The following is an 18,437-nucleotide window of genomic DNA, read 5'->3' as shown; positions in this document are numbered from 1 at the left end:
TTGTAACGGCTTCAGCTCAGCGACTCGTCCTCAGTGGCTGAGGTCGATGGCTTCGCCTCGTCAGTGGCTGCGGCCGATGGTTTCACTTCGTCCTCGCAGGCTCAGGCCCGCTCGTCCTCAGTGAAACTGGCCCTCTTCGGTGGAGCCGGTCAGCGCGGTGGTCGACGACGACGGGTCGACCGTGGTGGCGATGCGGTCGAAGTAACCGGCACCCACCTCGCGCTGATGCTTGGTCGCGGTGTAGCCGCGCTCCTCGGCGGCGAACTCGCGCTCCTGCAGCTCCACGTAGGCGCTCATCTGGTTGCGGGCGTAGCCGTAGGCCAGATCGAACATCGAGTAGTTCAGGGCGTGGAAGCCGGCCAGCGTGATGAACTGGAACTTGAATCCCATTGCGCCAAGCTCTTTTTGGAACTTCGCGATGGTGGAGTCGTCCAGGTGCTTCTTCCAGTTGAAGGACGGCGAGCAGTTGTAGGCCAGCATCTGGTCGGGGAACTCGGACTTGACGCCCTCGGCGAACTTGGCCGCGAGCTCGAGGTCCGGGGTACCGGTCTCCATCCAGATCAGGTCGGAGTACGGCGCGTAGGCCTTGGCCCGCGCGATGCACGGCTCAAGGCCGTTGCGGACGCGGTAGAAGCCTTCCTTGGTCCGCTCGCCGGTGATGAACGGCTGGTCGCACTCGTCGACATCCGAGGTGATGAGCGTGGCGGCCTCGGCGTCGGTACGGGCGATCACGACGGTCGGCACGTCGGCGACGTCGGCGGCCAGACGCGCCGAGGTCAGGGTGCGGATGTGCTGCTGAGTCGGGATCAGCACCTTGCCGCCGAGGTGGCCGCACTTCTTCTCCGAAGCTAGCTGATCTTCCCAGTGCGACCCCGCGACGCCTGCGGCGATCATCGCCTTCTGAAGCTCGTACACGTTGAGCGCGCCACCGAAGCCGGCCTCGCCGTCGGCGACGATCGGCGCCAGCCAGTTCTCCACCGACCGGTCACCCTCGACCTTGGCGATCTCGTCGGCGCGCAGCAGCGCGTTGTTGATGCGACGGATGACCTGCGGCACCGAGTTGGCCGGGTACAGGCTCTGGTCCGGGTAGGTGTGGCCGGACAGGTTGGCGTCACCGGCGACCTGCCAACCGGACAGGTAGATGGCCTTCAGGCCGGCGCGGACCTGCTGCACGGCCATGTTTCCGGTCAGTGCGCCCAGGGCGTTGATGTACTCCAGGTCGTGCAGCTGCTCCCACAACACCTCGGCGCCGCGGCGGGCCAGGGTGTGCTCCTCGACGACGCTGCCCTGCAGGGCCACCACGTCCTCGGCGGTGTAGGTGCGGCTGGTGTCCTTCCAGCGCGGGTTGGTGTCCCAGTCATGCTGGATCTGTTCGGCGCTCTTCGGGGTGCCAACGACAGACATTGGGCTTACTCCTTTGGTTCTGAACTCTGAGCCGGATCGCGTTTCTTGCGATGATTGGGGCTCGACTTCACTCGTGTGCTGACACGACCATGGCACAGCCTGTTGATGCAGGTCCACCCATTTCCGTTGCCAATTTCGGCCACGCGAGCACCGCGATTTTGCAAACTTTGCGAAGGTGTACGCAATCTGAACCGGTTCAGAAGCTACCCGCCAGTAACCAAAATCCGCAGGTCAGCCTGCAATTTAATGGGACGCTTTTCCGGTTAGAGATTGAAGAGCGCGGCGACCGCTTTCGTCTTGTCGCCGACCGCATATGTGAGCGTTGTAACAGGGCGATCGGTCAGGCCCGGACCGAATTGGTCGGTCGATCCGGCCGGATGGATGTGCGAGATGATCTCCAGCTTGTCGCCCAGCGCCACGGGCGCCTCGTGCTCGATGGTGATGCGCAGCGGGCGAGCCATCAGCGCCAGGTGCGACGCCAGATAGTCCTCGATGACGCTCCAGTAGACCGAGTTGTTCATGTGGTCGAACAGGTCGATGTCGGTGACGCGAACCGGGAACTCGTGGATTTCGGTCGCATCGTCGCGGCTGCCCGGCTTCAGGTAGCCCTTCCAGCGCAGCCGATCGACCGACGTGGTCTTGTGCAGTCCCGCGAGGAAGTCGTCGGAGATGCGCGACGGCATCTGGGTCTCCCGGTTGATGTTGATCCAGAACGCCTCGGATTCGATCAGGCCGCCCTTGCGCCCGTCGACGCGGACCCGCATCTCACACCACCGGTTCGAGGTGCCCGAACACCAGCGCCGACAGCGCAGCATGTCGCCGAATTCGATCGGTCGCAGCAGGTCGAGCATCGTGCGGCGGACGATCCACAGCGGATGGGTCTCCTCGAATCCCATCTCGCGCAGCTGGTCCTGGCCGATGTCCTGGATGTGGCGGCACGCGGCGTCCAACCGCAACCGTCCGGTGCGGTCGATGTCGCCGACCCGCAGCGGCCACTCGCGGTCGAACACATCTGGGTGACCGTCGGGCACCGGCATCATTGATTTGTCCAGGCTCACGACTCGCTCCCCATTGCCTTACCTGCGTTACCCCGAGGTTTACCCCAGACCCCGGTGCGAATCATGCCAACTACGGCGGGTAAACGCCAAACCCGACAACGTCGCGTCGCGGCTGCCAAGTCTGCGAACCGGTTCTTTGCAGCCCAGGTAGGCTGGGATAAATGTCCAAAACGTTCGTCGGCTCACACGTTCGCCAACTGCGGAACGAGCGTGGGTTTTCCCAGGCCGCCCTGGCCCAGATGCTCGAGATCTCGCCGAGCTACCTCAACCAGATCGAGCACGATGTTCGCCCGCTGACCGTGGCCGTGCTGCTGCGGATCACCGAGGTGTTCGGCGTGGACGCCACCTTCTTCGCCTCCCAGGACGACACCCGCCTGGTCGCCGAGCTGCGCGAGGTGACGATGGATCGCGATCTGGACATCAACGTCGATCCGCCCGAGGTCGCCGAGCTGGTCAACGCCCATCCCGCGCTGGCCCGCGCGGTGGTCAACCTGCACCGGCGCTACCGGCTCACCACCGCGCAGCTGGCGGCCGCCACCGAGGAGCGTTACTCCGACGGCAGCGGCAGCGGATCGATCACCATGCCGCACGAAGAGGTGCGCGACTACTTCTATCAGCGGCAGAACTACCTGCACGAGCTCGACACCGCCGCCGAGGACCTGACGATCCACACCCGGCTGAACCATGGCGACCTGGCCCGCGAGCTCACCCGGCGGCTCACCGAGGTGCACGGCGTGCACATCAACAGGCGCATCGACCTCGGTGACACGGTGCTGCACCGCTACGACCCCAAGACCAAGACGCTGGACATGAGCAATCACCTCTCGCTGGGCCAGCAGGTCTTCAAGATGGCCGCCGAGTTGGCCTACCTCGAGTTCGGCGACCTGATTGACAGCATGGTCGCCGAGGGCAAATTCACCAGCGACGAGTCCCACACGCTGGCCCGGCTGGGGCTGGCCAACTACTTCGCGGCCGCCGCGGTGCTGCCGTACCGTCAATTCCACGACGTCGCCGAGAATTTCCGCTACGACGTCGAACGGCTGTCGGCGTTCTACTCGGTGAGTTATGAGACCATCGCGCACCGGCTTTCGACGATGCAGCGGCCGTCGATGCGGGGGGTGCCGTTCTCGTTCGTCCGGGTCGACCGCGCCGGCAACATGTCGAAGCGTCAGTCCGCCACCGGTTTTCACTTCTCCTCCAGCGGCGGCACCTGTCCGCTATGGAACGTCTACGAGACGTTCGCCAACCCCGGCAAGATCCTGGTGCAGATCGCCCAGATGCCCGACGGGCGCAACTACATGTGGGTGGCTCGCACCGTGGAACGGCGGGCTGCCCGGTATGGTCAGCCGGGTAAAACCTTCGCGATCGGGCTTGGCTGCGAGCTGCGGCACGCGCACCGACTCGTCTACTCGGAAGGACTGGACTTGTCGGGAGACCCAGGCCGTTCAGCTACACCCATCGGCGCGGGTTGCCGCGTCTGCGAACGCGATAACTGTCCCCAGCGGGCCTTCCCGGCGTTGGGCCGCGCCCTCGATCTCGACGAGCACCGCAGCACGGTGTCCCCGTATCTGGTGAAGCAGCCATGAGCGGCACGCAAGACGGTCACGTCGCCCGCATCCCGTCGACCACGAAATTCCGCCGGCTGGGCCCGATCAACTGGCTTTTGGCCAAGGGCGCCGCCCGCAAATTGCAGACACCCGAGATGCATCTGTTCACCACGCTCGGTCAGCGCCAAGGCCTGTTCTGGGCGTGGTCGCTCTACGGCGGTCGGCTGCTGCGCGGCCGGCTGCCCCGGGCGGACACCGAACTGGTGATCCTGCGCGTAGCGCATTTGCGCTCGAGCGAATACGAGCTGCAGCACCATCGGAAGATGGCACGCCGATTCGGTCTGGACAATCACATGCAGGCGACGATATTCGCCTGGCCCGACGTTCCGGACGACGACGGACCCCGGGTGATACTGAGCGCCCGGCAGCAGGCGCTGCTGAACGCGACGGACGAGCTGATCAAGAACCGGTCCATCAGCGAGGACACCTGGCGGCAACTCGCGCTGCATCTCGACCGCCACCGGCTCATCGAATTCTGCTTGCTAGCAACGCAATACGACGGGTTAGCGGCGACGATCTCCGCCCTCAACATCGAGTTGGACAACCCGAGGTAGTGCCTCAGGCGTAGACGTCGGCCAGCACTGCCAGCGTCAAAACCACTGGCAGTATTGGCAAGTCGAAGGCGAACGCCGCCCACATGTACTTACCGCGCCGGCGTAACACGAAGCCCCAAATCGCGGCGACGACTCCCAGTAACACCGATCCTAGCAGCACCAGCGGACCCCAGTGACCCGCCGTGGCGTTGTCACCGGCGAGCGAAATGGCAATCAGCCACAGCACATAACCGGTCGCCGCTCCGCCGAGGGCACCGAGAATGGTCTCGCCGCGGATCATGGACCGGCTCAGAAGTTGATCATGTGGCTGGTCAGACCGTGGAAGCACTCCTGCAGCGCCTCGGACATGGTCGGGTGGGTGTGCACGTTGCGGGCCAGCTCGGTGGCGGTCAGGTCCCACTTCTGCGCGAGGGTGAGCTCCGGCAGCAGCTCGGACACGTCGTGGCCGACCAAGTGTCCGCCCAGCAGTTCGCCGTAGCGGGCGTCGGCGACCAGCTTGACGAAGCCGCTCGGGTCGCCCACCCCATGGGCTTTGGCGTTGGCGGTGAACGGGAACTTGGCCACCACCACGTCGTAGCCTTCCTCGCGGGCCTGCTCCTCGGTCAGCCCGAAGCTGGCGACGTTGGGCTGGCAGAACGTCGCCCGCGGCAGCATCCGGTAGTCGCCGAGCGCCAAAGTCTCTGCGCCGGCAATGGTTTCGGCCGCCACCACACCCATGGCCTCGGCAACGTGGGCCAGCATCAGCTTGCCGGTGACGTCGCCGATCGCGTAGATGTGCTCGACGTTGGTGCGCATGTAGTCGGTGATCCCGATGGCCTTGAGATCGGTCAGCGCGACGCCGGCCTTGTCCAATCCGTAGCCGTCGACGTTGGGCACAAAACCGATGGCCTGCAACACCTTTTCGGCCTTGAGCTCTTCTGACTTACCGTCCTTGCTGATCGCCACCCGGACCACCGAGCCGTCGTCGGAGATGGACTCGACCTTGGTTCCGAGCAGGATCTTGACGCCCAGTTTCTTGAACTGCTTCTCGACCTCCTTGGAGACCTCGGCGTCCTCGTTGGGCAGCGCGCGCGGCAGGAACTCGACGACGGTCACGTCGACGCCGTAGTTGCGCAGCACGTAGCCGAACTCCATGCCGATCGCCCCGCACCCGGCGATGACGATCGACTCCGGCAGCTCCCGGGACATGATAAGTTCCTCGTAGGTGACCACGTTTTGCGACAGCGACGTCCCGGGCACCAGCCGAGTGCTGCTGCCGGTGGCGATGATTACGTTGTCGAACGTGACCGTTTCCGTCCCACCGTCATTGAGCTCGACCGACAGCGTGTGCGGGTCGGTGAAGCGCCCGTAGCCGTGGATCTCGGTGATCTTGTTCTTCTTCATCAGGAAGTGCACGCCGGCGACGCGGCCCTCGGCTACTTTGCGGCTGCGATCGAAGGCGACCCCGTAGTCGAACGACACCTCGCCGCTGATGCCAAACGTCTTGGCCTCTTTGGTGAAGATGTGCACGAGTTCGGCGTTGTGCAGCAGCGCCTTGGACGGGATGCAGCCGACGTTGAGGCAGACGCCGCCCCAGTACTTCGGTTCGACGATTGCGGTGTTCAGCCCTAGTTGTGCGGCGCGAATCGCTGCGACATATCCGCCGGGACCGGCTCCAAGGACGACGACGTCATAGTGAGAAGTCACGAGCCCACCCTAGTGGGAGAGGACTTCTCACCGCACGACACCGTGGGTCAGTACGGGATGACGCCGACCAGGCAGTGACCCATGCGCGCGCAGTAGTAGTAGCCGTACAGGGGTGCCGCGGCGACGACGGAGGCAAACGGTCCCGACATCACCGCGATGGACAGCGCCGGAATCAACGGCCGGCCCTGAACCATCGCCAGCAGCACCCCGGCCACGGCGCAGACCACCACATAGACCAGCGCCATGAACACCGCCGGGGTCTTGTCGATCCTGTGGTACCACCAGTAGAAAAGGCTCAGCCCGACCGGGGCCGTCGCGGCCCACACGCCGAGGATCACCAGGGCCAGCTTCCACCACTTCAGGTATTGGTAGCGGCCCGGCACGGTGACCGACTGCACCGGCAGCCCGGCCAGTTCGCCCTCCGCATCCGCGTCGGTCGAGGGAGTCTCGGCGTCGGGCTTGTCCGGCTCGTCGGCAACCGCGGGTATGGGCTGCGACCCGGTGTCGTCGTCGAAGTTCGGCACGAACGGCACCGAATGCTCACCGGTGTCCTCGAAATCCGGAACGAACGGCTCGGTGCCCGGGTTCGACGCGTCCCCGACTTCCTTGTCAGCCACGGGAGGTCACCTCGATGGCGACGAGGACGCCGAACCATCCGGGTGCCATGGCCAGAATGAACGCGCCCAGCGCCGTGACCCAACGGCGCCCGGAGAACAGGATGGTCAGCAGCCCGATCATGCTGGGCAGCCCGACCACCAGTGCGATCACGACATCGGGGCGGACCCGGGTATGGACCAGCACGGTCAGCGCCACCCCCGCCAGGATGCCGACCGCGGTGCCGATCAGCATCGCGCTGGCCAGCAGCCAGGGCCGTGGTAGCGGTATCACCTGTTCGAGGGTACTGAGTCACCGACCACGAGGCGGGCACGTTTCCGGCACGGCTTTGTCAATCACCGGGCCCCGAATCGAGGGCCGCTCGCCGGCTTGGTAAGCGGCACCGGTGATCACCGGCGCGGCTTCCAGATCGGCTTTTTCCGCGTCGCTGAAGACGCGGCCGCGGCTGAGGAAGCGCAGGCCCTCGGGTGCTTCCAGGCTGAATCCGCTGCCGCGGCCGGGCACCACGTCGATGACCAACTGGGTGTGTTTCCAGGCTTGGTACTGCGGGCCCGAGATCCATACCGGCACACCTTCTTCGCCGACGTCGAGGACGCCGAGCAGGACGTCGCGGTCGCCGACCAGGAAGTCCCCGCAGGGGTAGCACATGCGCGACGACCCGTCACAGCAGCCGCCGGACTGGTGGAACATCACCGACCCGTGGCGCTCGCGCAGCCGGCCCAGCAGTTCGGCGGCCGCGGCGGTGATGACCGCCGGGGCGCGCATCAGAAGAAGCCCTGGGCCTTGTCGGCGTAGGACACCAACAGGTTCTTGGTCTGCTGGTAGTGCTCGAGCGCCATCTGGTGGGTTTCGCGACCGAACCCGGATTGCTTGTACCCGCCGAACGCCGCGTGCGGCGGGTACACGTGGTAGCAGTTCACCCACACCCGGCCGGCCTTGATCTCGCGACCCGCCCGGTAGGCGGTGTTGCCGTCGCGGCTCCACACGCCGGCGCCCAGGCCGTAGAGGGTGTCGTTGGCGATGCTCATCGCGTCGGCGAAATCGGTGAACGACGTCACCGTCACCACCGGCCCGAAGATCTCCTCCTGGAAGACGCGCATCTTGTTGTTGCCGGAGAAGATCGTCGGCTGCATGTAGTAGCCGCCGGACAGGTCGCCGCCGAGCTCGGTGCGCTCACCGCCGGTGATGATCTTGGCGCCCTCTGCCTTGCCGATCTCGACGTAGGACAAGATCTTTTCCAGCTGGTCGTTGGAGGCCTGCGAACCGATCATGGTCTCGGTGTCCAGCGGGTCGCCTTGCCGGACCGCCTTGGTCCGGATCGCGGCCAGCTCCAGGAACTCGTCGTAGATGTCGGACTGGATCAGGCTGCGCGACGGGCAGGTGCACACCTCGCCCTGGTTGAGGGCGAACATCGTGAAGCCCTCGAGCGCCTTGTCCTGGAAGTTGTCGTGCGCGGTCATCACGTCGGAGAAGAAGATGTTGGGGCTCTTGCCGCCGAGCTCGAGGGTGACCGGGATCAGGTTCTGCGACGCGTACTGCATGATCAGCCGGCCGGTGGTGGTCTCCCCGGTGAACGAGACCTTGGCGATCCGGTCGCTGGAGGCCAGCGGCTTGCCGGCCTCGACGCCGAATCCGTTGACGATGTTGACCACACCGGGCGGGATCAGGTCGGCGATCAGCGACATCAGATACAGGATCGACGCCGGGGTCTGCTCGGCGGGCTTGAGCACCACCGTGTTGCCGGCGGCCAGCGCCGGCGCCAGCTTCCAGGCGCCCATCAGGATCGGGAAGTTCCACGGAATGATCTGACCGACCACCCCGAGCGGCTCGTGGAAGTGGTAGGCGACGGTGTCGTCGTCGAGCTGCGACAGCGAGCCCTCCTGGGCACGGATCGCGGCGGCGAAGTACCCGAAATGATCGGCGGCCAGCGGGATGTCGGCGGCCAGCGTCTCGCGGATCGGCTTGCCGTTGTCCCACACCTCGGCCAGCGCCAACGAATCCCGGTTCGCCTCAATGCGATCCGCGATCTTGTTGAGCACCGCCGCCCGCTCGGTCGCCGAGGACTTGCCCCAGGCCGGGGCCGCGGCGTGGGCGGCGTCGAGCGCCTTGTCGATGTCGGTCTCGTCGGAGCGCGCCACCTCGCAAAACGTTTGGCCGGTCACCGGGGTCGGGTTCTCGAAGTACCGACCCTTGGCCGGTGCGACCCACTCACCCCCGATGAAGTTGTCGTACCGCGATTCATACGACATCAGAGCTCCGCTGGAGCCCGGGCGTGCGAAGACAGTCATCGTTCGACTCCCTTTCTGCTTCACCTGTAATACAGCTCACATTACCGCTCGGGCCACAATGGCTTCCATGACCGCGCGGCGCGCCGAGGACACCGACGACCCCTACCTGTGGCTCGAGGATGTCGCCGCCGACGACGCGCTCGATTGGGTGCGCGCCCAGAACGAACCGACGACGGCGCAGTTCTGCGACACCGATTTCGAGCGGATGCGCGCCGAGGCGCTGGAGGTTCTCGACACCGACGCCCGCATCCCCTATGTGCGCCGGCGCGGTGAGTACCTGTACAACTTCTGGCGCGACGCCGCCAACCCGCGCGGGCTGTGGCGGCGCACCACGCTGGACAGCTACCGCAGCGACTCCCCGAAGTGGGACGTGCTGATCGACGTCGACGAGCTCGGGCGCACCGACGACGAGAAGTGGGTGTGGGCCGGGGCCACAGTCATCGAACCGGAATTCACCCGCGCACTGGTCCATCTGTCCCGCGGTGGCTCGGACGCGGTGATCGTGCGCGAATTCGACATGCTCACACTCGAATTCATCCCCGACGGGTTTACCTTGCCGGAAGCCAAGTCGCAGATCGACTGGGCCGACCTGGACACGGTGCTGGTGGGCACGGACTTCGGCACCGACTCGCTGACCGAATCCGGATACCCGCGCATCGTCAAGCGGTGGCGGCGGGGCACCCCGCTGAGCCAGGCCGAGACGATCTTCGAAGGGACGCGCTCCGACGTCAGCGTGGGCGCGAACGTCGATCGGACGCCGGGCTTCGTGCGTTGCTTCGCGAGCCGCTCCGTCGACTTCTGGAATACCGAGTCCTACGAAGTGCGCGGGCCGGAACTGATCCGCATCGACGTGCCGACCGACGCGAGCATGTCGGTGCACCGCGAGTGGTTGCTGGTCGAGCTGCGCAGCGATTGGACCGTTGGCTCCGTAAGCTATCCCGCCGGCTCGCTGCTGGCCGCGAAGTATGACGAATTCCTCTCCGGGACAGCCAATTTGCAGGTAGTCTTCGAGCCCGACGCGCACACCTGCCTGCATCAGACGGCGTGGACCCGGGACCGGCTGTTGCTCGTCACGTTGGCCGACGTCGCCAGCCGCGTCGAAATCGTCACACCCGGCACCTGGCAGCATGAAGAGATCGCCGGGATCCCGCCGGCGACCAACACGCTGATCGCGGCCGCCGACGACACCGGTGACGAGTTCTTCTTGGACTCAAGCGGATTCGACATGCCCTCGCAGCTGTTGCGCGGCACCGGCGTCGGCAGACTGGAACGGATCAAGTCCGCCCCCGGCTTCTTCGATGCCGAAAACCTGGACGTGAAACAGTATTTCGTGCCGTCCAAGGACGCGACGTTGATCCCGTACTTCGTGGTGCGCTCGCGCGCGGTCGAAGGGCCCGGTCCCACCCTGCTGGGCGGTTACGGCGGATTCGAGTCCTCCAGGACGCCCGGGTACAGCGGGGTGTTAGGCCGGTTGTGGCTGGCCCGCGGCGGCACTTACGTGATGGCCAACATTCGCGGCGGAGGCGAGTACGGGCCACGCTGGCATACCCAGGCGATGCGCGAGAACCGGCATAAGGTCGACGAGGATTTCGCCGCGGTGGCAGACGATTTGGTGGCCCGTGGCATCACGACCGTCGAGCAGCTCGGCGCCCAGGGCGGCAGCAACGGCGGCTTGCTGATGGGCATCATGCTGACCAAGTACCCGGATAAATTCGGCGCGCTGGTCTGCGACGTGCCGCTGCTGGACATGAAGCGCTACCACCTGTTGCTGGCCGGGGCGTCGTGGGTGGCCGAGTACGGCGACCCCGACAACCCCGACGACTGGGAGTTCATCTCCAAATACTCTCCGTACCAGAATATTTCGGCGACGCAGCATTACCCACCGGTGTTGTTCACCACGTCCACCCGCGACGACCGGGTGCATCCCGGCCACGCCCGCAAGATGGTCGCGGCACTGCAGGCCGCGGGCCATCGGGTTTGGTTGTACGAGAATATCGAGGGCGGGCACGCCGGCGCGGCCGACAACGAGCAAGCCGCGTTCAAGGCGGCGCTGAGTTATTCGTTTTTATGGCAGACGCTGGGAGGCCAACCGTGAAGATCCTCGACATCATCGAATTCGGCATGGTCATCGCCGGTCTGATCCTGATCATTGCCGGCTGGGCGCAGGCACGTTTTCGCTTCGTCTCGCAGCGCCGCAAGGGCCGCTACTTCTACTGGGGGACTTCGGCGCTGGGCATCGTGCTGTTCGGCTTCGGGACGGGACGGCTCTGGCCGAACGCCGTCATCACGACGCTGATTTTCAGCACGCTGGTGCTCAGCACGGCCTACTTCACCACGCCGTATTTGAAGATCGGCGACCAGATCTACGCGTCGACACCGGAAAACCGCGAACCGGACCCACCCATCGACGAGCGTTAGCCCACACTGGGGCTATGTCCGGCTTCGAGACCTTGCTGTACAAGACGGCCGGCCCGGTCGCCACCATCACGCTGAACCGCCCCGAGCACCTCAACACGATCGTGCCGCCGATGCCCGACGAGATCGAGGCCGCCATCGGCCGCGCCGAGCGGGATCCGGGGATCAAGGTCATCGTGTTGCGCGGCGCCGGCCAGGGGTTCTCCGGCGGCTACGACTTCGGTGGCGGCTTCCAGCACTGGGGCGAATCCATGATGACCGACGGCAAGTGGGATCCGGGCAAGGATTTCGCGATGGTCAGCGCCCGCGAGACCGGACCGACGCAGAAATTCATGGCCATCTGGCGGGCGTCTAAGCCGGTGATCGCGCAGGTGCACGGCTGGTGCGTGGGCGGGGCCAGCGACTACGCGCTGTGCGCCGACATCATCGTGGCCAGCGAAGACGCGGTGATCGGCACCCCGTACAGCCGGATGTGGCGGGCCTACCTGACCGGCATGTGGCTGTACCGGCTGAGCCTGGCCAAGGCCAAGTGGCACTCGCTGACCGGCCGCCCGCTGTCCGGGGTCCAGGCCGCCGAGATCGAGCTGATCAACGAGGCGGTGCCGTTCGAACGCCTCGAGGCGCGGGTTGCCGAGATCGCCGCCGAGCTGGCGCAGATCCCGTTGTCGCAGCTGCAGGCGCAGAAGCTGATCGTCAACCAGGCCTACGAGAACATGGGCCTGGCCTCCACCCAGACGCTGGGCGGCATCCTGGACGGCCTGATGCGCAACACCCCTGACGCGCTCGGCTTCATCAACACCGCCGAAACCCAGGGAGTTCGCGCCGCGGTGGCGCGCAGCGACGGCCCGTTCGGCGACTACAGCCAGGCGCCGCCGGACCTGCGGCCCGACCCGTCGCACGTCATCGTCCCTGATGGCGATAGCTAATAAGCCGAACTAAGAACTGACCAAGACTCGCCCGCGGTCCGCCCGAAGTGCTACCGTGACGACTATGTCTCGGCTGAGTTCGTGCTTGCGCGCAGGCGCTGTTTTCCTTGCCATGGGTATGGCCGCGCTGGCCGTCCCGCAGACCGCGGTGGCGGACTCCACGGAGGACTTCCCGATCCCCCGCCGGATGATCAACACCACGTGCGACGCCGAGCAGATCCTCGCCGCCACCCGCGACACCAGCCCGGTGTACTACCAGCGGTACATGATCGACTTCAACAACCACCCGAACGTCCAGCAGGCGACGATCGACAAGGCGCACTGGTTCTACTCCCTGTCGCCGCAGGACCGCCGCGGCTACTCCGAGAACTTCTACGCGCCGGTCTCCGACCCGCTGTGGGTGGCGTGGCCCAACCACATGAAGATCTTCTTCAACAACAAGGGTGTCGTGGCCAAGGCCACCGACGTCTGCGCCAACTACCCGGCCGGCGACATGTCGGTGTGGAACTGGGCGTAATCCCCGCGCTCACAACTGATTAGCCCCGGGCACGCCCGGGGTTAATTGCTTTTGGTCCTCCGATCGGCGGACAGCCGAATCATCCGTTGTCGGCCCGTTTGGTGGATGTTTGGTGGTCAGCTCGCCGGGAATAGTTGTGGCCATGCGCACCGCGACCCCGGCCACGACCGCCGCCTCGGCCCTCGACCGGCGTGACCTCGTCGGCGACTCCGACACCCCGACGACCCGTATCGTGCACGTGCACGCCCGCGAGGTGGGCCTGCTCGTCGACATGCAGTGTGTGGTTCGTGGACAGCACGTCGAGCCCGAGGCGCGGGTGAAGGTCGGGCGGCTGCGCCGCTACCCGAGCACGCACTGCCGCACCTGCGGCGAGGCGGTCGCCGCGGCGAACGACGTACTGCCCCAAGTGGTGGCGCTGTAACTTAGTGCGCCGGGAAGCAGGCTTCATCGAGCGGACGCACGGCGAGGGGCCTGTTAAGGACGGTGGGTGCGCAAGACGACACCCGTTTGAACCAATCCGTAACCAGGTCGTCTCGAATAACACGTATGCACACCATTGCGCTCATCGGCTTGCTCGGCGGCCTGATCACCGGCATCTCGCCATGCATCCTGCCGGTGCTGCCGGTGATCTTCCTGTCCGGCATGGACACCGGCGGCAAAGCCAGCAGCCGCGGCCTGAGCGCGGCGATGCGCCCCTACTTGGTGATCGCGGGCCTGGTGTGCAGCTTCAGCCTGGCCACCCTGATCGGGTCCGCGCTGCTGTCGGCGCTGCATCTGCCGCAGGACGCCATCCGGTGGACGGCCCTGGTGGTGCTGACCCTGATCGGGCTGGGATTGATCTTCCCGCCGCTGCAACACCTGATCGAGCGGCCGTTCGCCGCTCTGCCGCAACGCCAAAAGGGCGGCAGCACAGATGGTTTCGGTCTGGGACTGACGTTGGGCGCGCTGTACGTGCCGTGCGCGGGGCCGGTGTTGGCCGCGATCGTGGTCGCCGGCGGCACGACGTCGCTGGGGCCCGCCACGTTCGTGTTGACCGCGACGTTCGCGCTGGGCAACGCAATTCCGCTGTTGGCGTTCGCGCTGGCGGGACGACAAGTCGGACAACGCGTCACGGCATTGCGCCGTCGGCAGCGCGTCATCCGGATCGCCGGCGGGGTCACGATGATCGTGCTGGCCGTGGCGCTGGTGTTCAACCTGCCCGCGATGCTGCAGCGCGCCGTGCCCGACTACACGACGGCGATGCAGAATCGCCTGGGCGCCAACGATATCCAGCGCTCGGTGATCCCGAGCCGCACGACCGGACCGACCACCGGTAGCGTGCTGCAGCTGAACCAGGGCAACACGAGCAACGGCCTGCCAACCAACTGCACCGACGGTGCCACCGAGCTGCAACAGTGCGGGCAGGCGCCCGCCGTCACCGGCATCACGCAATGGCTCAACACCCCCGACGACAAACCGCTCGATCCCGCCGCGGTGCGCGGCAAGGTCGTACTGATCGACTTCTGGGCCTATTCGTGCATCAACTGCCAACGCGCCATCCCGCACGTCGTCGATTGGTACCACCGCTACCGCGACAGCGGATTGGTGGTCATCGGGGTGCACACCCCCGAGTACGCCTTCGAGCGGGTGGCCGGCAACGTGGCCAGCGGCACCGCCGGATTGCACATCGACTACCCCATCGCGCTGGACAACGACTACGCGACCTGGAACGCCTTCAACAACATGTACTGGCCGGCCGAGTACCTGATCGACGCGAACGGGACACTGCGGCACACCAAGTTCGGCGAAGGCGACTACGACGGCACCGAGCAACTGCTCCGCCGGCTGCTAGTCGATGCCGATCCGAACGCCGCGCTGCCCCCGCCGGTGAACGGCCCCGACACCACCCCGACGACCAACCTCACCCCCGAGACCTACCTGGCGCCCGACAAGGCCACCACCTACGGGGGCGACGGCAGCTACCAGCCGGGCACCGCCGGGTTCAGCTTCCCGGCGCAGCTGGCCAACGACAGATTCGCGCTGCGCGGCCGGTGGACCCTGGACGACCAGGGCATCACCGCCGACAGCGACGATGCCGCGATCCGGCTGAACTACACGGCCAAAAACGTCTTCGTCGTCGTCGGCGGCACCGGCACGCTCACCACGACCCGCGATGGGAAGACCACCACCACGCAGATCGGCGGTGTCCCCACGCTGCACGAGATCGTCTCCGATGGTGGCGCGCACCGCGATCAGCTCGACCTGCAAGTGAGCAAGGGCTTGCAGGTGTTTTCGTTCACCTTCGGCTAGACATGGGTACACGCACTGCGCACACGCTGCGGCTGTGGCGGGAGAGTTTCCCGCAGGGGCGAGACCGGTTGGCGCACTTGGACTTCGACGACGTGTGCTGCTGGCGCCGGTGACGATCTGGGCGGCGCGCCGCTGCTGATGACGTACTTCCTGGTCTACGTCCCCGGGGTCCGGCTGACCGAGAAGTCGATGGACGGCCGGCCGGGCTTCGCGGAATATCGGCAAAGAACCGCGTGTTTATTCCCACGACCACCGCGACCGGCACGTCGATAACCGTCGCCGCTGCGGCCCGGTGGGGAGCGATAGACTACCTGACAATGACCGGACTGCCGCAGCTGAGCAGCGACCTGGATGAGTTGCTGCGCCAGGTGGCGCGTGGCGACACCCAGGCTTTCGCCGCCGTGTACGACCTGACCAAGAGCCGGGTGTTCGGGCTGGTGATCCGGGTGCTGCGCGACGCCGGCTACAGCGAGGAAACCACCCAGGAGATCTATCTCGAGGTGTGGCGGTCGGCGTCGGACTATGACCCGTCCCGGGGCTCCGCGTTGTCCTGGCTGCTGACCATGGCGCACCGGCGTGCCATCGACCGGGTGCGCGCCGAGCAGGCGGGCACCCGCCGCGAATCACGCTACGGCGCGGCCAATGTCGACACCGACCACGATGTGGTCGCCGACTCGGCGATCGCCGGAGACGAGCGCCGCCGGGTGGCTGATTGCCTCGGCGGGCTGACCGACGCGCAGCGCCAATGCATCGAGCTGGCCTACTACGGCGGGCTGACGTACACCGAAGTGGCGCAACGTTTGGCGGCCAATCTGTCGACGATCAAATCGCGCATTCGCGACGCGCTGCGCGGTCTGCGCAACTGCTTGGACGTGCCATGACCGCGCCCAACGACTTCGAGCTACTCGAACTGGCCACACCGTATGCGCTGCACGCGGTCTCCGACGCCGAGCGCGCCGACATCGACCGGCAGGTCGCGGCCGCCCCGGCATCGGTCGCGTCGGCCTTCGCCGACGAAGTCCGCGCCGTGCGCGAGACGATGGCCGTCGTCTCCGCCTCGACCGCCGCCGAACCGCCGTCGCAGCTGCGCGCCGCCGTGCTGGTCGCGGCCGCGTTCAGCCCACCGAAGCGCCAAAACCTTTGGCGCACAACCGCATTGATATCGGTCGCGGCCGCGATCGTGGCCGGCCTGACGGCGTTCGGGGTGCAGACGTTGATGCGCCCGACGCCGACGCAATCGGTGGCCGAGCAGGTGATCGCGGCCCCGGATGTGCGGACGGTCTCACGCCCGCTGGCCAATGGGACGGCCACGGTGGTGTTCTCCCGCGACCGTAACGCCGGCGTGCTGGTGATGAACAACGTGCCACCGCCGAGCCCGGGCACCGTCTACCAGATGTGGTTGATCGATGCCAAGGGCCCGACCTCGGCGGGCACGATGAGCACCGCGGCCGTCTCGCCGTCCACGACGGCGACGCTGACCAACCTGGGCAAGTCCACGGCGCTGGCCTTCACCGTCGAACCGGGCGCGGGCTCGCCGCAACCGACCAGCCCGATCCTGGCCACCCTGCCGCTGAGCTAAGTCTTCTTGACCAGGCTGCCCAGCACCGCGACGATCACCCCGAACACCACCAGCGCAGCGCCGGCGGCCAACGTGAGGTTCAGCCACTCCCGCAGGCCGGCTTCGGCGCTGTGCACCATCACGTCGGCGATCTGGCGGATGTCACCGGTGGTGCGATTGAGCCCGTCGTTGAGGTAGCGGGCCCCGACCTCGATGCCGACCCATCCGGCCGCCCCGACCAGTAGCGCCGAAACACCCAGAGCCGTCAGCGCCTTGCCGCGGCGCCGCGCGACGAGCAGCGTCAGCACTGCGAACAGCCCGCATACCGCTACCGCGCCCAGGCTGGCCCACTTGCCCCAGGCGCCGACCCGGCTCAGCTCCCCCTGCCGCAGCGAGTGCGGCAGCGACGACGTCAGCGGAACGGTCAGCGTGCCAGGCACCTTCACGTTGTACTCACTCAGGATCGGCTGGAACGCAGGGTCGTTGAGCATCGGGGCCACGTCGACCGCCCAGGGATCGCCGGAGCCCGCCGCCGAGAACAGCCAGCGGTGCGCGGCCCGATTGGCCGTCGCGAACAGCGGCGGGAACGACGGCCCGGTGGTGAACGCGGCGGCCGCGTCGTGCACCTGCGCGCTGTCGACCGGATAACCGGCGCCGCCGTGCTCGGCGATCAGCGTCCGCGTCCGGGTGGTGAGCTCACCGGCCATCGCCGACTGCAAGGTGGGATCCCCCGCCGCCTGCTGGGCCAACGCGGCGTAGCCGTTCTCGTCGACGAGATTCAGCTGCGCCCAGGCCGCAGGAGCCGCCACGGCCAACGCGACCGTGGTGGCCAGCCACAACAGCAGCGTCGCGAGAAATCGCACCCGCCCAATCTACGGCGCGATCCCCCGCACATATGCCGCTTGCCCAAGGTGCTGGGCGCAGTCGTCGATGATGCTGATTAACCGGGCGCTGGCCGTCACGGGCGGATCCCAGTTGGTGTCGACGACGCGGGTCAGCTCGTCGGCGGTGACGCCGGCGACGTACTCGCACGACAGCTGATGCACCGCGTGGTAATAGCCGGACAGCAGATCGGCCGGCGCACGCACCTTCGCGACGTCCGCGGCGCTGTGGCCGTAACCGGTGTCACGGCGGGGCAGGTCCAGCCCGAAGCGATCCACCCAGCCGTCGCGGGTCCACACCTCCTCGACACCGGCCACGTGGGCCAGCTGTATGTCCTGCACCCGGGCGCTGTGCCAGATCAGCCAGGCGATGGTGTTGGCGTCCGGGGTGGGCCGGTAGTTGGCGAGTTCGTCGGTCAGGCCGTCGGTGAGCTCGTCGACATGTTCGATCAACCGGGTGAACGCGTCGCGGAGCAACTCCCGGGCGGCGGCATCGGTATCTGACATACCCACGACACTACGAGCCGAGAGCCCGTGGCTGCCCCGAGAAGCCCAGCACCGCATCGCAGAACTGCGGGTGATCGGCGCGGTTGACACCGATGTGGTCAATCGCGAAATGATCGTGGCAGGACCACGGGC

Annotated in this window: 21 protein-coding genes; 11 read left to right on the top strand and 10 right to left on the bottom strand. The window is 66.5% G+C overall.

Annotated elements, in window-relative coordinates; genetic code table 11:
• Window positions 1–117: 117 nt before the first annotated feature.
• Window positions 118–1,404: an isocitrate lyase gene (gene aceA, locus T428_RS0114275; protein ID WP_025737021.1), complete on the bottom strand. Its 1,287-nt coding sequence runs from the start codon at window positions 1,402–1,404 to the stop codon at window positions 118–120.
• 263 nt (window positions 1,405–1,667) lie between these two features.
• The gene (locus T428_RS0114270; RefSeq protein WP_025737020.1) at window positions 1,668–2,462 is read right to left on the bottom strand and encodes an acyl-[acyl-carrier-protein] thioesterase; all 795 of its coding nucleotides are present in this window, start codon (window positions 2,460–2,462) and stop codon (window positions 1,668–1,670) included.
• A 161-nt stretch (window positions 2,463–2,623) separates the two neighbouring features.
• Between T428_RS0114270 and ramB the strand changes: the two genes are divergently transcribed.
• Window positions 2,624–4,048, top strand: coding sequence for an acetate metabolism transcriptional regulator RamB (ramB, locus tag T428_RS0114265; protein WP_025737019.1), 1,425 nt, complete (start codon window positions 2,624–2,626; stop codon window positions 4,046–4,048).
• The gene (locus T428_RS0114260; protein ID WP_025737018.1) at window positions 4,045–4,623 is read left to right on the top strand and encodes a carboxymuconolactone decarboxylase family protein; all 579 of its coding nucleotides are present in this window, start codon (window positions 4,045–4,047) and stop codon (window positions 4,621–4,623) included. The genes ramB and T428_RS0114260 overlap by 4 nt, the downstream gene beginning before the upstream one ends.
• Before the next feature lie 4 nt (window positions 4,624–4,627).
• On the opposite strand, the gene T428_RS0114255 is transcribed toward T428_RS0114260, so the two are convergent.
• The 6 genes from T428_RS0114255 to exaC are packed head-to-tail and all read right to left on the bottom strand — an operon-like array spanning window position 4,628 to window position 9,212.
• Window positions 4,628–4,903: a hypothetical protein gene (locus tag T428_RS0114255; RefSeq protein ID WP_036468004.1), complete on the bottom strand. Its 276-nt coding sequence runs from the start codon at window positions 4,901–4,903 to the stop codon at window positions 4,628–4,630.
• 8 nt (window positions 4,904–4,911) lie between these two features.
• Window positions 4,912–6,309 carry a dihydrolipoyl dehydrogenase gene (gene lpdA, locus T428_RS0114250; RefSeq protein ID WP_025737016.1) on the bottom strand — a complete coding sequence of 466 codons (1,398 nt, stop codon included), beginning with the start codon at window positions 6,307–6,309 and terminating at the stop codon, window positions 4,912–4,914.
• 47 nt (window positions 6,310–6,356) lie between these two features.
• The gene (locus tag T428_RS0114245; RefSeq protein ID WP_025737015.1) at window positions 6,357–6,926 is read right to left on the bottom strand and encodes a hypothetical protein; all 570 of its coding nucleotides are present in this window, start codon (window positions 6,924–6,926) and stop codon (window positions 6,357–6,359) included.
• Window positions 6,919–7,197, bottom strand: coding sequence for a putative holin (locus tag T428_RS0114240; protein ID WP_025737014.1), 279 nt, complete (start codon window positions 7,195–7,197; stop codon window positions 6,919–6,921). The genes T428_RS0114245 and T428_RS0114240 overlap by 8 nt, the downstream gene beginning before the upstream one ends.
• A gap of 18 nt (window positions 7,198–7,215) precedes the next feature.
• Window positions 7,216–7,689, bottom strand: coding sequence for a DUF779 domain-containing protein (locus tag T428_RS0114235; protein WP_025737013.1), 474 nt, complete (start codon window positions 7,687–7,689; stop codon window positions 7,216–7,218).
• Complete coding sequence (gene exaC / locus T428_RS0114230) at window positions 7,689–9,212, bottom strand: acetaldehyde dehydrogenase ExaC (RefSeq protein ID WP_025737012.1); 1,524 nt, start codon at window positions 9,210–9,212, stop codon at window positions 7,689–7,691. The genes T428_RS0114235 and exaC overlap by 1 nt, the downstream gene beginning before the upstream one ends.
• 67 nt (window positions 9,213–9,279) lie before the next feature.
• On the opposite strand from exaC, the gene T428_RS0114225 reads away from it, so the two are divergent.
• The 9 genes from T428_RS0114225 to T428_RS0114190 all read left to right on the top strand — a co-directional run bounded on the left by T428_RS0114225 (window position 9,280) and on the right by T428_RS0114190 (window position 16,938).
• Window positions 9,280–11,307 (top strand): prolyl oligopeptidase family serine peptidase, encoded by a 2,028-nt coding sequence (locus tag T428_RS0114225; RefSeq protein WP_025737011.1) that lies wholly within the window; start codon window positions 9,280–9,282, stop codon window positions 11,305–11,307.
• Window positions 11,304–11,630, top strand: coding sequence for a hypothetical protein (locus T428_RS0114220; RefSeq protein ID WP_025737010.1), 327 nt, complete (start codon window positions 11,304–11,306; stop codon window positions 11,628–11,630). The genes T428_RS0114225 and T428_RS0114220 overlap by 4 nt, the downstream gene beginning before the upstream one ends.
• Window positions 11,631–11,644: 14 nt before the next feature.
• On the top strand, window positions 11,645–12,553 hold the full coding sequence (locus T428_RS0114215; RefSeq protein ID WP_025737009.1) for a crotonase/enoyl-CoA hydratase family protein: 909 nt from the start codon (window positions 11,645–11,647) through the stop codon (window positions 12,551–12,553).
• A 64-nt stretch (window positions 12,554–12,617) separates the two neighbouring features.
• Window positions 12,618–13,070, top strand: a complete 453-nt coding sequence (locus tag T428_RS0114210; RefSeq protein WP_025737008.1) for a DUF5078 domain-containing protein — start codon at window positions 12,618–12,620, stop codon at window positions 13,068–13,070.
• A 142-nt stretch (window positions 13,071–13,212) separates the two neighbouring features.
• Window positions 13,213–13,491, top strand: a complete 279-nt coding sequence (locus tag T428_RS0114205; RefSeq protein ID WP_156942954.1) for a hypothetical protein — start codon at window positions 13,213–13,215, stop codon at window positions 13,489–13,491.
• A 125-nt stretch (window positions 13,492–13,616) separates the two neighbouring features.
• Window positions 13,617–15,359 carry a cytochrome c biogenesis protein DipZ gene (locus tag T428_RS0114200; protein WP_025737006.1) on the top strand — a complete coding sequence of 581 codons (1,743 nt, stop codon included), beginning with the start codon at window positions 13,617–13,619 and terminating at the stop codon, window positions 15,357–15,359.
• Window positions 15,360–15,374: 15 nt separating this feature from the next.
• Complete coding sequence (locus tag T428_RS36115; protein ID WP_425412039.1) at window positions 15,375–15,632, top strand: DUF1295 domain-containing protein; 258 nt, start codon at window positions 15,375–15,377, stop codon at window positions 15,630–15,632.
• A gap of 44 nt (window positions 15,633–15,676) precedes the next feature.
• Entirely contained in the window at window positions 15,677–16,240 is a 564-nt protein-coding gene (locus tag T428_RS0114195) for a sigma-70 family RNA polymerase sigma factor (RefSeq protein ID WP_025737005.1), read from the top strand.
• On the top strand, window positions 16,237–16,938 hold the full coding sequence (locus tag T428_RS0114190) for an anti-sigma factor (protein ID WP_025737004.1): 702 nt from the start codon (window positions 16,237–16,239) through the stop codon (window positions 16,936–16,938). Before T428_RS0114195 ends, T428_RS0114190 begins: the two co-directional genes overlap by 4 nt.
• Here the strand turns inward: T428_RS0114190 and T428_RS0114185 are convergent.
• Both T428_RS0114185 and T428_RS0114180 read right to left on the bottom strand, forming a co-directional pair.
• Window positions 16,935–17,780, bottom strand: a complete 846-nt coding sequence (locus tag T428_RS0114185) for a hypothetical protein (RefSeq protein ID WP_025737003.1) — start codon at window positions 17,778–17,780, stop codon at window positions 16,935–16,937. The two genes, T428_RS0114190 and T428_RS0114185, sit on opposite strands and share 4 nt — an antisense overlap.
• Before the next feature lie 9 nt (window positions 17,781–17,789).
• Window positions 17,790–18,305 carry a mycothiol transferase gene (locus T428_RS0114180; protein WP_025737002.1) on the bottom strand — a complete coding sequence of 172 codons (516 nt, stop codon included), beginning with the start codon at window positions 18,303–18,305 and terminating at the stop codon, window positions 17,790–17,792.
• Window positions 18,306–18,437 lie beyond the last annotated feature (132 nt).

The organism is Mycobacterium genavense ATCC 51234 (assembly GCF_000526915.1).
Classification (GTDB): Bacteria; Actinomycetota; Actinomycetes; order Mycobacteriales; family Mycobacteriaceae; genus Mycobacterium; species Mycobacterium genavense.
This window is presented reverse-complemented; position numbering and strand designations above follow the sequence as displayed.